This is a genomic window from Enterobacter sp. ENT02 (genome assembly GCF_019219165.1).
GTDB classification, from domain to species: Bacteria; Pseudomonadota; Gammaproteobacteria; order Enterobacterales; family Enterobacteriaceae; genus Enterobacter; species Enterobacter mori.
The window spans coordinates 47083-61305 of the sequence record NZ_JAHUWD010000011.1 but is presented as its reverse complement, the minus strand read 5'-3'; the positions used below and the strand labels follow the sequence as shown (position 1 = coordinate 61305).

At 54.4% G+C, this 14223-nt stretch carries 13 protein-coding genes; 11 read left to right on the top strand and 2 right to left on the bottom strand.

The annotated features are described in order from the left end of the window. Nucleotides 1–51: 51 nt before the first annotated feature. The 8 genes from dnaB (at nucleotide 52) to KW829_RS21560 (ending at nucleotide 7298) form a co-directional block, all read left to right on the top strand. A complete protein-coding gene (gene dnaB / locus KW829_RS21595; RefSeq protein WP_042718383.1) occupies nucleotides 52–1464 on the top strand; it encodes a replicative DNA helicase in 1413 nt (470 codons plus the stop codon). Nucleotides 1465–1473: 9 nt separating this feature from the next. After that, nucleotides 1474–2553, top strand: coding sequence for an alanine racemase (gene alr, locus KW829_RS21590; RefSeq protein ID WP_218309053.1), 1080 nt, complete (start codon nucleotides 1474–1476; stop codon nucleotides 2551–2553). A gap of 22 nt (nucleotides 2554–2575) precedes the next feature. Next, on the top strand, nucleotides 2576–3133 hold the full coding sequence (pnuC, locus tag KW829_RS21585; protein ID WP_218309052.1) for a nicotinamide riboside transporter PnuC: 558 nt from the start codon (nucleotides 2576–2578) through the stop codon (nucleotides 3131–3133). Further along, entirely contained in the window at nucleotides 3130–4140 is a 1011-nt protein-coding gene (locus KW829_RS21580) for an AAA family ATPase (protein WP_218309050.1), read from the top strand. Before pnuC ends, KW829_RS21580 begins: the two co-directional genes overlap by 4 nt. A gap of 75 nt (nucleotides 4141–4215) precedes the next feature. Next, complete coding sequence (tyrB, locus tag KW829_RS21575) at nucleotides 4216–5409, top strand: aromatic amino acid transaminase (protein ID WP_218309049.1); 1194 nt, start codon at nucleotides 4216–4218, stop codon at nucleotides 5407–5409. A gap of 289 nt (nucleotides 5410–5698) precedes the next feature. Further along, on the top strand, nucleotides 5699–6412 hold the full coding sequence (gene aphA, locus KW829_RS21570; protein ID WP_109492557.1) for an acid phosphatase AphA: 714 nt from the start codon (nucleotides 5699–5701) through the stop codon (nucleotides 6410–6412). Nucleotides 6413–6525: 113 nt separating this feature from the next. Next, nucleotides 6526–6942, top strand: coding sequence for a secondary thiamine-phosphate synthase enzyme YjbQ (locus tag KW829_RS21565; RefSeq protein WP_218309048.1), 417 nt, complete (start codon nucleotides 6526–6528; stop codon nucleotides 6940–6942). 2 nt (nucleotides 6943–6944) lie between these two features. Continuing rightward, nucleotides 6945–7298, top strand: a complete 354-nt coding sequence (locus tag KW829_RS21560) for an MmcQ/YjbR family DNA-binding protein (RefSeq protein WP_023310053.1) — start codon at nucleotides 6945–6947, stop codon at nucleotides 7296–7298. A gap of 3 nt (nucleotides 7299–7301) precedes the next feature. Here the strand turns inward: KW829_RS21560 and uvrA are convergent, their stop codons facing one another. Next, entirely contained in the window at nucleotides 7302–10124 is a 2823-nt protein-coding gene (gene uvrA / locus KW829_RS21555) for an excinuclease ABC subunit UvrA (RefSeq protein ID WP_108418088.1), read from the bottom strand. Between the two features lie 251 nt (nucleotides 10125–10375). On the opposite strand from uvrA, the gene ssb1 reads away from it, so the two are divergent. Both ssb1 and KW829_RS21545 read left to right on the top strand, forming a co-directional pair. Next, complete coding sequence (gene ssb1 / locus KW829_RS21550) at nucleotides 10376–10906, top strand: single-stranded DNA-binding protein SSB1 (protein WP_023310055.1); 531 nt, start codon at nucleotides 10376–10378, stop codon at nucleotides 10904–10906. 117 nt (nucleotides 10907–11023) lie between these two features. After that, the gene (locus tag KW829_RS21545) at nucleotides 11024–11659 is read left to right on the top strand and encodes a hypothetical protein (RefSeq protein WP_218309047.1); all 636 of its coding nucleotides are present in this window, start codon (nucleotides 11024–11026) and stop codon (nucleotides 11657–11659) included. Between the two features lie 62 nt (nucleotides 11660–11721). On the opposite strand, the gene KW829_RS21540 is transcribed toward KW829_RS21545, so the two are convergent. Beyond that, nucleotides 11722–12003 carry a YjcB family protein gene (locus KW829_RS21540; RefSeq protein WP_003860282.1) on the bottom strand — a complete coding sequence of 94 codons (282 nt, stop codon included), beginning with the start codon at nucleotides 12001–12003 and terminating at the stop codon, nucleotides 11722–11724. A 648-nt stretch (nucleotides 12004–12651) separates the two neighbouring features. Between KW829_RS21540 and KW829_RS21535 the strand changes: the two genes are divergently transcribed. Then, on the top strand, nucleotides 12652–14217 hold the full coding sequence (locus KW829_RS21535) for an EAL domain-containing protein (RefSeq protein ID WP_218309046.1): 1566 nt from the start codon (nucleotides 12652–12654) through the stop codon (nucleotides 14215–14217). Nucleotides 14218–14223: the final 6 nt, after the last annotated feature.

Genomic DNA, 14223 nt, shown 5'->3' with positions numbered 1-14223 from the left:
AAAATATGGTAATCTTTCGACCCACTCTTTATCTCGGTAACTCCATTCACTATGGCAGGAAACAAACCCTTCAACAAACAGACTGAACCCCGCGAACGTGATTTCCAGGTCGCCGGGTTAAAAGTCCCGCCGCACTCGATTGAAGCGGAACAGTCGGTGTTGGGCGGTTTAATGCTGGATAACGAACGCTGGGACGACGTCGCCGAGCGCGTCGTGGCGGAAGATTTCTACACCCGTCCGCATCGCCATATCTTTACCGAAATGGCGCGCCTGCAGGAGTCGGGTAGCCCGATAGACCTGATCACGCTCGCGGAATCGCTTGAGCGACTGGGGCAGCTTGATAGCTGTGGCGGGTTCGCCTACCTGGCAGAACTGTCAAAAAATACGCCAAGTGCCGCGAACATTAGTGCTTACGCCGACATCGTGCGTGAACGTGCCGTTGTGCGCGAAATGATCTCGGTAGCGAACGAAATCGCCGAAGCCGGTTTTGACCCGCAGGGCCGCTCCAGCGAAGATCTGCTCGACCTTGCCGAATCCCGCGTCTTTAAAATTGCCGAAAGCCGTGCAAATAAAGACGAAGGCCCAAAAAACATTGCCGATGTGCTCGACGCTACCGTTGCGCGTATCGAACAGCTGTTCCAGCAACCGCACGATGGTGTAACCGGTGTAAACACCGGCTATGACGACCTCAATAAGAAAACCGCCGGTTTGCAGCCGTCGGATTTGATTATCGTCGCCGCGCGTCCGTCGATGGGTAAAACCACTTTTGCAATGAACCTCGTTGAAAACGCGGCGATGTTGCAGGATAAGCCGGTGCTGATCTTCAGTCTTGAAATGCCCTCCGAACAGATCATGATGCGTTCCCTGGCGTCGCTGTCACGCGTGGATCAGACCCGTATTCGTACCGGTCAGCTCGACGATGAGGACTGGGCGCGTATTTCCGGCACCATGGGCATTCTGCTGGAAAAACGGAACATCTATATCGATGATTCCTCCGGCCTGACGCCGACGGAAGTGCGCTCCCGCGCTCGTCGTATCGCCCGCGAACACGGCGGCATCGGCCTTATCATGATCGACTACCTTCAGCTGATGCGCGTCCCGTCGCTCTCCGACAACCGTACGCTGGAAATTGCAGAGATTTCCCGCTCGCTCAAGGCTTTAGCCAAAGAGCTGCACGTGCCGGTAGTGGCGCTGTCGCAGCTTAACCGCTCGCTGGAACAACGTGCCGACAAGCGCCCGGTCAACTCCGACCTGCGTGAATCCGGCTCCATCGAGCAGGATGCCGACTTAATCATGTTCATCTACCGTGATGAGGTTTATCACGAGAACAGCGACCTGAAAGGGATTGCTGAAATTATTATTGGTAAGCAACGTAACGGCCCCATCGGTACGGTACGTCTGACCTTTAACGGACAATGGTCGCGCTTTGATAACTATGCGGGACCGCAGTACGACGACGAATAAGGATTTTACATGCAAGCGGCAACTGTAGTGATTAACCGCCGCGCTCTGCGACACAACCTGCAACGTCTGCGCGAACTGGCACCCGCCAGCAAGCTCGTTGCAGTCGTGAAAGCGAACGCTTACGGACACGGTCTTCTCGAGACCGCGCGAACGCTCCCCGATGCCGACGCCTTTGGCGTCGCCCGCCTTGAAGAAGCTCTCCACCTGCGCGCGGGCGGTATTACCCAACCGATTCTGCTCCTTGAAGGCTTTTTTGAAGCGTCGGACCTGCCAACCATTGCCGACCAGCATCTGCACACGGCGGTACACAATGAAGAACAGCTTGCGGCACTCGAAACCGCCGAGCTGAGCGAGCCGGTGACCGTGTGGATGAAGCTCGACACGGGCATGCACCGTCTGGGCGTGCGCCCGGAAAACGCAGAAGCGTTTTATCATCGCCTGTGTCAGTGCAAAAACGTGCGCCAGCCGGTAAATATCGTCAGCCATTTTGCTCGCGCCGATGAACCGGAGTGTGGTGCGACAGAGAAGCAGCTCGATATCTTCAACACCTTCTGCGAAGGCAAGCCGGGGATGCGTTCCATTGCGGCTTCCGGCGGCATTCTGCTGTGGCCGCAGTCGCACTTCGACTGGGCTCGTCCGGGCATTATCCTTTACGGTGTGTCGCCGCTGGAGGGCAAACCCTGGGGGCCAGATTTCGGTTTCCAGCCGGTGATGTCCCTTGTCTCTAACCTGATCGCCGTGCGCGAGCATAAAGCCGGTGAGCCGGTGGGTTACGGTGGCACATGGACCAGTGAACGCGATACGCGCCTGGGCGTAGTGGCGATGGGGTATGGTGACGGTTATCCGCGTGCCGCACCGACGGGTACGCCGGTTCTGGTCAATGGTCGTGAAGTGAAAATTGTTGGTCGCGTCGCGATGGACATGATCTGTGTTGACCTCGGGCCGGAAGCGCAGGACAAAGCAGGCGATGCAGTGGTGATGTGGGGGGAAGGTTTGCCCGTTGAACGCATTGCTGAATTAACGAAAGTGAGTGCTTACGAAATTATTACACGCCTGACCTCGCGGGTGGCAATGAAATATATCGACTAACACCTCTTACCAGGGAAGGACAATGTCCCCTTCAGAAATCGCTGCATGTCTGGCTTACGCGCTCTCCGTTTGGCTGGCTGCCAGAAATAACATCCATACGTGGTGGATTGGCATCATAGGCAGCGGGCTTTACGCCTGGGTCTTTTATTCTGTGCAGCTTTATGCGGACGTTTCCCTCCAGTTTTTCTTCATCATCACGAGCATCACGGGGTGGATACACTGGCTTAAAGGGCACCGCGGGGATGTATTACCTGTTCGCCGAACCAGGCCTGGGCATATTGTTATTTTGCTTGCCTGCGCCACAATCGTGGCGGCGGGGTACGGACTGATATTGCATCTCTACACCAATGCCTGGGCACCTTGGCTGGACTCCCTTATTTTAACATTCAGCATTCTTGCGCAGTTCATGTTGATGGGACGGCGTCTGGAAAATTGGTACGTGTGGCTGGCAGTGAACACGCTGGCAATTCCGCTGTATGCGACGAGAGAGCTGTATCTGACGGCCGGTTTATACCTGGTGTTTTGGTGTAATGCCTGGCACGGGCTGTATCAATGGCGTAAGGAAATACGGACGCAATGAAGCGTTACGCAACCGGCCTGGTCGTGGGCAAATTTGCACCTTTACATTTAGGTCATGAAGCGCTTATTCATGCAGCGCTTGCGCAGTGCGAGACGGTCATTATCATCAGCTATTCATCGCCGGAAATACCGGGCTACGAGCCAGAAAAGCGACTTCACTGGTTACAAACGCTTTTTCCTCAATGCCGCCACCTTGTGCTGTCTCAGCAGGTGATGGCGACCCACGATATTGCGCCACCGCCACCGAATGACGCTGGAGACGACCTTCATCGTCATTACGTTGCCACGCTGTGTGAAGACGTTCTGCACTGTCAGCCACAGGTGGTATTCACCGCCGAAGACTACGGTGACGGCTTTGCCGTTGTGTTAAGCCAGCGTTTCGGATCCCCGGTTGCGCACATACGGCTCCAGCGACCACAGGGGCCTGAAGCCCCCTCGGGTACACGCATACGCTCTGATGTTCACCGCTACCGTCAGATGATCTCCCCTGAGGTTTATCGCAGCTTTGTTTTTCGTATCTGCTTATTAGGCGGCGAATCGACGGGTAAAAGCACGCTTTCTCAGGCGCTCTCGCAAACCTTAAACGCCCCGTATGTAGCAGAGTTTGGTCGCGAACACTGGGAGGCAAAGAACGGCGTGCTGGAGAAGGACGATCTGCTGCATATTGCCCGGCAGCAGGTGCGCAGAGAGGAATTAGCCTGCACAGCTCCGTATCTGGTGTGTGATACCTCGCCTTTAACCACCCTGTTCTATATGCTCGACCAGTTCGGCAGCGCGCCGCAGGAGCTCATGGCGTTAGCAGAACGAGACTACGCTCTGGTCGTACTCTGTGGCGATGAGTTTCCTTTCGTGCAGGATGGCACCCGGCAAGGCGAGGCGTTTCGCCGTCGACAGCAGGCATGGTATGAAGCAGTGCTAACACAGCGAAAGATACCGTTTTTGCGCGTACGGGGCTCGTTGTCGGAGCGCATCGCTCAAATTTGCCAACATATCCCGTGGCCGGGCTGATATCGCTCTCGACCTTCTCCCACTTCCGGTTTATTGTTGAAATCCCTGCCTCATCGAATTCCGGAGAACCATCGCGTGTTTCAGAAAGTTGACGCCTATGCCGGCGACCCTATTCTCTCCTTAATGGAGCGTTTCAAAGAAGATCCTCGCAGCGACAAAGTGAACCTCAGTATTGGTCTGTATTACAACGAGGATGGCATTATCCCTCAGTTGAAGGCTGTTGCTGAAGCGGAAGCGCGTCTGAACGCTGTTCCGCACGGTGCCTCTCTTTATCTGCCGATGGAAGGGCTAAATGCCTACCGCAATACCATCGCGCCGCTGTTGTTTGGTGCCGATCACGCGGTGCTCGCGCAAAAACGCGTGGCGACCATCCAGACGCTGGGCGGCTCGGGTGCGCTGAAAGTGGGGGCCGACTTCCTGAAAAAATATTTTCCGGATTCAGGCGTATGGGTCAGTGACCCGACGTGGGAAAACCACGTCGCGATCTTCGAGGGCGCAGGCTTCAAAGTGGCGACCTATCCATGGTTCGACAGCGAAACCAACGGCGTGCGCGTTGAAGCGCTGCTGGAAAAACTGAACACCCTGCCTGAGCGCAGTATTGTGCTGCTGCATCCGTGCTGCCATAACCCGACCGGGGCGGATCTCACCCATGCCCAGTGGGATGCGGTCATTGAGGTACTGAAAGCCCGCAACCTGATCCCGTTCCTCGACATTGCCTATCAGGGCTTTGGTGCGGGCATGGAAGACGATGCTTACGCCATCCGCGCCGTGGCCAGCGCCGGGCTGCCAGCGCTGGTTAGCAACTCCTTCTCCAAAATCTTCTCGCTTTACGGCGAGCGCGTGGGCGGTCTGTCCGTGGTGTGTGAAGACGCCGAAGCGGCGGGTCGCGTGCTGGGTCAGCTCAAAGCAACGGTGCGCCGCATCTACTCCAGCCCGCCAAACTTTGGTGCGCAGGTGGTGGCGACGGTTCTCGGTGACGAAAAGCTGAAAGCGTCCTGGCTTGCTGAAGTGGAAGCAATGCGTAAGCGCATTCTGTCGATGCGTCAGGAGCTGGTTAACGTCCTGAAAGAGGCCGTGCCGGGTCATAACTTCGACTACCTGCTCAAGCAGCGCGGAATGTTCAGCTACACCGGACTGAGCGCGGCGCAGGTCGATCGCCTGCGCGAAGAGTTCGGCGTCTACCTGATCGCCAGCGGTCGTATGTGCGTGGCGGGTCTGAATCCCAGCAACGTCCAGCGCGTGGCGCAGGCGTTTGCCGCTGTAATGTAAGTACTTACTCCCTCTCCCGTGGGAGAGGGCCGGGGTGAGGGCATCAGGCCGCTCAGGAATCTTGCCCGGTGGCGCTTTGCTGGGTGTTCTCCCTCTCCCTGTGGGAGAGGGTTGGGGTGAGGGCATCAGGCTGCTCAGGTCGATGTCTCGCTTTGTGATCGTCTTCTTTTTATTCAGCTTCATAAGCAAAAACTCCTTCCCTTCACCTCCCGCGGGGGTTATGGTCGGGTAGATTTTTGACCATTCACTCAAAATAAAAAGATAACAAACTGAATATTCAGGGGAAAATATGCGCAAGATCACACTGGCGCTCAGCGCCGCCTGCTTATTGTTCTCGCTTAATAGCGCCGTCGTCGCGCGTGCTTCTGCACCGACGCCACTTTACACCGGTACCACCGCCGCCATTCTTGCCGAGCAGGCACCTATTCACTGGGTCTCTGTGGCACAAATCGAAAACAGTCTCGTAGGCCGTCCGCCGATGGCCGTTGGCTTCGACATTGACGATACCGTCCTCTTCTCGAGTCCGGGCTTCTGGCGAGGCAAAAAAACCTGGTCGCCAGACAGCGAAGCGTATCTGAAGAACCCGGAGTTCTGGGAAAAAATGAACAACGGCTGGGACGAATTCAGCATCCCGAAAGAGGTGGCACGCGCGCTGATCGCCATGCACGTTAAGCGCGGTGACAGCATTTACTTTGTCACCGGCCGCAGCCAGACCAAAACGGAAACCGTCTCCAAAACGCTGCAGGATGATTTCCTGATCCCGGCTGCCACCATGAACCCGGTTATTTTTGCGGGTGATAAAGAAGGGCAAAACACCAAAACCCAGTGGCTGGAACAGAAAAATATCAAAGTGTTCTACGGCGATTCAGATAACGACATCACCGCCGCGCATGACGCAGGAGCCAGAGGGATCAGGGTATTACGCGCCTCTAACTCAACCTATCGACCGCTGCCGATGGCCGGGAAATTTGGCGAAGAGGTGATCGTCAACTCGGAGTATTAAGTACCCGGCAGCGAATTTGACTCTTTTTTAATCAAATCTCGCTGCTTCGGGTTTTACCTTTCGTCTTCTTGCTGCACACTTAGAAAGATTCATCTTTCATCACGGAGCAGCACATGTGGTACCAACAGACCCTGACCTTAAGCGCTAAATCACGCGGATTTCACCTGGTGACGGATGAAGTCATCGGGCAACTCCGCGATCTGTCGCGCATCAGAACGGGTTTGCTGCATCTGCTGCTTCAGCACACGTCCGCCTCTCTCACGCTTAATGAAAATTGCGATCCCACCGTCCGGTCCGACATGGAGCACCATTTTCTGAAGAGCGTCCCGGACAACGCGCCTTATGAGCATGACTATGAGGGGGCCGACGACATGCCTTCGCATATTAAATCTTCTTTGCTGGGCGTATCGTTGATGCTGCCGGTTCACAATGGACGGCTGGTATTGGGAACGTGGCAGGGGATCTGGCTGGGAGAGCATCGCATTCACGGTGGTTCGCGTAAAATTATCGCCACGCTACAAGGGGAATAAAGATGACAATTTCGGAGATACTTCAGTACTGCATGAGCAAGCCGGGCGCGGAGCAAAGCGTCCACAGCGACTGGAAAGCCACGCAGATTAAGGTGGGTGATGTGCTGTTTGCGATGGTAAAAGAGGTGGAAGGCCGTCCGGCGGCGTCACTGAAAACCAGCCCGGAGCTGGCCGATTTATTGCGTCAGCAGCACGATGATGTCAGGCCAAGCAAGCATCTGAATAAAGCGCACTGGAGCACTGTGTATCTCGACGGTTCCATTCCCGGGTCGCAAATTTATTACCTGGTGGACGCGTCCTATCAGCAGGCGGTTGAGCTGCTGCCGGAAACGACCCGACAGCAGCTCTCCGTGTGACGATTACAGCAACGGTTTAAGGAAGCGTGCGGTGTGCGAGGCTTCGCACTCTGCAACGGTCTCTGGCGTGCCGGAGACGAGAATTTCACCGCCGCCGCTGCCGCCTTCCGGGCCGAGATCGACAATCCAGTCCGCGGTTTTAATCACGTCCAGGTTGTGCTCAATCACCACGATAGTGTTGCCCTGATCGCGCAACTGATGCAGCACCTCGAGCAGCTGCTGGATGTCGGCAAAGTGCAGACCGGTAGTCGGTTCATCAAGAATGTACAGCGTCTGACCGGTGCCGCGTTTTGACAGCTCACGCGCCAGCTTCACGCGCTGCGCTTCACCACCGGAAAGCGTTGTCGCCGACTGCCCCAGACGAATGTAGGTCAGGCCCACGTCCATCAGCGTTTGCAGCTTTCGCGCCAGCGCAGGGACGGCGTCAAAGAACTCGCGCGCCTCTTCGATGGTCATGTCCAGCACTTCGTGAATGGTCTTGCCTTTGTACTTAATCTCCAGCGTTTCGCGGTTATAGCGCTTGCCTTTGCACTGATCGCACGGCACGTAGATATCCGGCAGGAAGTGCATCTCAACCTTGATCACGCCGTCGCCCTGGCACGCTTCACAGCGACCGCCGCGCACGTTAAAGCTGAAACGTCCTGGCGTATACCCGCGCGAACGTGATTCCGGTACGCCGGCAAAGAGTTCACGTACGGGCGTAAAGACGCCAGTATAGGTCGCCGGGTTAGAGCGCGGCGTACGGCCAATCGGGCTCTGGTCGATGTCGATAACCTTATCGAAATGCTCCAGCCCCTGAATGTCGCGGTACGGCGCAGGCTCGGCCAGCGTCGCGCCGTTCAGCGCCGTCTGCGCAATCGGGAACAGCGTATCGTTGATCAGCGTCGATTTACCGGAACCGGACACGCCGGTGATACAGGTAAACAGGCCAACCGGCAGCGTCAGGGTGACGTCTTTCAGGTTGTTACCGCGTGCGCCGGTCAGCTTCAGCACTTTTTCCGGATCTGCCGCTACGCGTTGTTTTGGCACTTCAATTTTGCGCTTGCCGCTCATGAACTGGCCAGTCAGCGACTCGGGCACCGCCATAATGTCTTTCAGCGTCCCTTCAGCAACGACCTGGCCGCCGTGCACGCCAGCGCCTGGGCCGATGTCGATGACGTGATCAGCCGCGCGGATCGCATCTTCGTCGTGCTCGACCACGATGACCGTGTTGCCGAGATTGCGCAGGTGAACCAGCGTGCCGAGCAGACGCTCGTTGTCGCGCTGGTGCAGGCCGATGGACGGCTCATCCAGCACGTACATCACGCCTACCAGACCTGCGCCAATCTGGCTCGCCAGACGGATACGCTGGGCTTCACCGCCGGAGAGCGTTTCTGCCGAGCGGGAAAGCGTCAGGTAGTTCAGGCCGACGTTCACGAGGAACTTCAGGCGATCGCCAATCTCTTTCAGCACTTTTTCGGCAATTTTCGCACGCTGGCCGGAGAGCTTCAGGTTGTTGAAGAAGTCCATCGCGTGGCCGATGCTCATGTCTGAGATGGTCGGCAGCGCCGTGTTTTCAACAAACACGTGGCGTGCTTCGCGACGCAGACGCGTGCCCTCACAGGTGGCGCAGGAGCGGTTGCTGATGAACTTCGCCAGCTCTTCACGTACCGCGCTGGATTCGGTCTCTTTGTAGCGGCGCTCCATATTGTGCAGCACCCCTTCGAACGGGTGGCGACGCACGGAGGTATCGCCGCGATCGTTCATGTACTTGAACTCGATGTTCTCTTTACCGGAACCGAACAGGATCACTTTGTGCACGTTCGGGCTCAGGCTGGCCCACGGCGCTTCAACGTCGAACTTGTAGTGCTCTGCCAGCGATTTCAGCATCTGGAAGTAGTAGAAGTTACGCTTGTCCCAGCCGCGAATGGCACCGCCCGCCAGCGACAGCTCCGGGTTTTGGATCACGCGGTCCGGGTCGAAATATTGTTGAACGCCCAGGCCGTCACACGTCGGGCAGGCACCGGCCGGGTTGTTGAAGGAGAACAGACGCGGTTCCAGCTCGCGCATGCTGTAACCGCAAATCGGGCAGGCAAAGTTGGCGGAGAAGAGTAGCTCTTCCGCTTTCGGGTCGTCCATGTCGGAGACCACGGCCGTGCCGCCAGAGAGTTCCAGCGCCGTTTCAAAGGACTCCGCGAGACGCGTGGCGAGATCGTCACGCACCTTAAAGCGATCAATGACCACTTCGATGGTGTGCTTCTTCTGCAGTTCCAGCTTTGGCGGATCCGACAGGTCACACACTTCGCCGTCGATACGGGCGCGGATATAACCCTGGCTTGCCAGGTTTTCCAGCGTTTTGGTGTGCTCGCCCTTACGCTCTTTAATGATTGGTGCCAGCAGCATCAGGCGTTTGCCTTCCGGCTGCGACAGCACGTTATCCACCATCTGGCTCACGGTCTGGGCCGCCAGCGGGACGTCGTGGTCCGGGCAGCGCGGCTCGCCTACGCGGGCATACAGCAGACGCAGGTAGTCGTGAATTTCGGTAATGGTACCGACCGTTGAACGCGGGTTATGCGAGGTGGACTTCTGCTCAATAGAGATAGCAGGGGACAACCCTTCAATATGGTCGACATCCGGTTTTTCCATCAGCGACAGGAACTGACGCGCGTACGCGGAGAGTGATTCAACGTAACGACGCTGTCCTTCGGCATACAAAGTGTCGAAAGCCAGTGAGGATTTGCCAGACCCCGAAAGCCCGGTCACGACGATGAGTTTGTCGCGAGGGATTATGAGGTTGATATTCTTGAGATTGTGGGTGCGGGCGCCCCGAACTTCGATCTTATCCATTCACCTTTCCCGGTTGGAACACGGATTGCCTGATTTGTTTGAAGGACAAACGGCTGTCAGAAACGGCTAATTATGACACAATTTAACCTGTTTGAATATACAGTATTGGAATGCATTTTCTGATTGGCTGTGTAACAATGTCGAGTTCGCGAGAGATTTCTGAACCAACTACGCAACTATGCAAATTGCCGCGTGGAAATGGTACACTCGCGCGTTTACACTATTAAGAAACGTATTCAGGAGACACGAACATGGCCAGCAGAGGCGTAAACAAGGTGATTCTCGTCGGTAATCTGGGCCAGGACCCGGAAGTACGCTACATGCCGAGTGGTGGCGCAGTTGCCAACATTACGCTGGCTACTTCCGAATCCTGGCGTGATAAAGCGACCGGTGAGATGAAAGAGCAGACCGAATGGCACCGCGTTGTGCTGTTTGGCAAACTGGCCGAAGTGGCCGGTGAGTATCTGCGTAAAGGTTCTCAGGTCTATATCGAAGGCCAGCTGCGTACCCGCAAATGGACCGATCAGTCCGGCGCTGAGAAGTACACCACGGAAGTCGTGGTGAACGTGGGTGGCACCATGCAGATGCTGGGTGGCCGTCAGGGCGGTGGCGCACCGGCAGGTGGCGGACAGAGCCAGCAGCAGGGCGGTTGGGGTCAGCCTCAGCAGCCGCAGGGCGGCAACCAGTTCAGCGGCGGCGCGCAGTCTCGTCCGCAGCAGCAGTCTGCTCCGGCCCCGTCTAACGAACCGCCAATGGATTTCGACGACGACATTCCGTTCTGATTTTCTTCAGCGATGATGAAAAGCCCTGCTGTCGCAGGGCTTCTTGTATTACCAGGTGGTTGATAATTACATTCATAACGGTAAATGTTGTCTGAATAATATCGTCCGCGAGGTGCTATGCCACAACAACTCTTTGATCCTGCTGACGTCCAGAAAACATTCTCAATGCTGACAGTGGACAACCATAATACGACGTTGCTGAATGAAATTTCCCTTCGTGCATCCGTCGATGATGAGCTGAGCTTTGGCCCATTTCCTCCAGGCTATCATTTTGTCAGGGCTGAAAATCGTATTGCTGGTATTCCTAACAAGCATTTTGAACTGGCTTTAGTTAATGAAATCACCAGCGAGATTGTTTACTACAATCGCGTGATTTATCAGAAAGATGCCTTCTTAAATTACATGCCGGTGACGCAAATCCTGATATGGCGATCGCCTAAACCGTCGCATCGTGGCGTATTGCGCGACCTGCCTGGAAAAGTGTTTTCCCAATATTTACTGGAAAAATACAACGTCATTATCACTGACCGTCATCAAACGCGTGACGGTATGAGCTTCTGGCAGTCTCGGCTGTACGACGCTATCGCCAGCGGTCATCATTTGTATGCCTACGACATGATCACCTGTGAAATCAGGCCGATTAAGAAGGACAGCGATATTGGCAACCAGATTGACTGGCTATGGGGTGATGAAGAACACCACCAGAACCGCCTGGCGATCATCAGTAAATTCCCGCTGCCTGCGGTGGATTGATGCCCTGAAAAATAAAAAAGCCTCTTAAAAGAGGCTATTAAAACATGGTTATAAAACGACCATCAGGTAATCACCATCGGCCAGTCTGGCGGCGTGTGGCTCATGGCTTCCACCATCACCACTTTTATATTTTCCCAAACGGCAGCGATATCCACCAGGGTAATACCAAGCAGGCCCGTTGCAAACCAGCAGGCTGCGCCCAGCCCCAGCAGGGTGCTGATCACCGCAAGGCCAGCGTAGTCAGATTTACGAAACTGAATGTTCAGCGTGCTGGCTAAAAACATCAAAACCGCACTTAACAATGGCCAGCGAAGGAGAACCATGCTGGTGGTAATGGTCGCCATAAACCCATCCTCGACAAAACAGACGAACTGAAATGAAACAATGTTTCTCGTTACACAAGATGTGTGAACTATATCACATTTGCTGTTTTATTCGCCAGTCTCACGGCGTGGAAAAATGGGCGATTTATCACCATGGAGAATATATCTCTGTCAGCGAGGCTGATACCTCAACGCAACGCCTGCCTGGGCAAGTGCGGCGAGAGCGTGGCTCGGGCAAGAGACATGTCTGGTCAGCCATTTTACTGGCGAAGTGAAGCGTTATTTTTACGCCCGTCATAAAAATATGCTGATTGCGTTTGATTATTAATAAATCAAACGACAAAGCAGAGGGGAAAAATTATCACGAAATTTCATGTTCATCTTGTTCTTTTTTCATGCGGCCAGAATTTTGGTTTAATCAACGATCCGCTGTTGTGCTATCTAAAACCACCCGCCTGTACTGGATAATTATTTTCCTTAATTGAAACGGAACGAATACTTTCAGTTTAGCTTACGGGAAAATATTATCGTCATAAGCAATTTTAAGATTTTTAATACTAAAAGTCGGTTGCTAACTTCGCATGATTCATGCAACGTAATCATCTGTTTATCAAAGCATCCGGCCTTCATTACTACAGGCGTACAACATGCAGGGATATAGGGCGGGAAATGAATCGTAGCGCGCGGCGCAAGATGCTCAGGGTGGTAGGGATCATCATGGTAGTTATGCTACCGGTGATGCTTGCGCTATGGTTTGCCCAGCTCAGAGCCGTGTCGGAAACAAGCGCCCAACTACGCACATTTGCTGGACTTGCGTTAGACAAAACAGAACTTGTCATTCAACAGGTTGATTTAGCACGCGATGGCGCTGAAAAATATCAGGGTAAACTGTGTACACCTGAGCATCGGCAATATATGTTGAATGTGGTTCGTGGTCGTCTTTTCGTCGCCGATTTAATTTATGCACAAGGCCAACGTTTTCTTTGTTCAACGGTTTTTACCCCCGACCAGCCCTACCTGATTTCTGTCGCCAATTACAAACGTAAACCCGACATTGCCATCTATTATTATCGCGATACGCCATTTTTTACTGGCTATAAAATGACATATATGCAGCGCGGAAATTATGTTGTGGTGGTCAATCCGCTTTCTTACAGTGAAGTGATGTCAGCCGATCATTCTCTGTCGTGGGGGGTGTACGACACGGTAACTAATGCATTCTTTTCCGTCAGCCAGCAGGCCAATATTACATTATTGAATGCGCTAATCCGGGATAAGGAATCGACATTTCAAAAAGATGACCGTTTTTATACCATCGTTAAATCCGATAAACGTCCTATCGCGGCCATCGTTTCCACATCGAATACACGCTTTTATGAAACGCTTTATCATCAGGCCACACTGACGCTGCCGCTGGGGATGATCTGCAGCATTATTATTCTGCTGGTGTGGTCACGCACCCACCGTGAACTCAACTCCCCAGGCCGTTTGCTGCACCGTGCGCTGAATAAGCGCCAGCTTTGCGTCCATTATCAGCCAATTATTGATATTAAAAATAATCGGTGCGTGGGGGCAGAAGCGTTACTGCGCTGGCCTGGCTTTAACGGACAGGTGATGAGTCCGGTGGAATTTATCCCGCTGGCGGAAAAAGAGGGCATGAGCGAACGTATTACGGATTACGTCGTCGAAGAGGTGTTCAGCGATCTGGGGCATTTCCTGGCGACGCATCCCGATCTCTATATTTCCATTAACCTGTCGGCGACTGATTTCCACTCTTCGCGCCTGATTGCGATGATCTCAGACAAGGCCAGACACTATGCCGTGCGCGCGCAGCAGATAAAGATTGAAGTGACGGAACGCGGGTTTATCGATGTTCCTAAAACCACGCCCGTTATTCAGGCTTTCCGTCAGGCGGGCTATGAAGTGGCCATCGATGATTTCGGGACCGGCTACTCCAACCTGCATAACCTTTATTCGCTGAACGTCGATATCCTGAAAATCGATAAATCCTTTATCGATACCTTAACCACCAACAGCACCAGCCACCTGATTGCCGAGCACATCATCGAGATGGCGCAAAGTTTGCGTCTTAAAACGATTGCGGAAGGTGTGGAAACGGCAGAGCAGGTCAGCTGGCTGTTGAAGCGTGGCGTGCAGTATTGTCAGGGATGGCACTTCGCGAAAGCGATGCCGCCCCAGGAATTTATGGCCTGGCAGCAGCAACCTTTGCACTGATACACA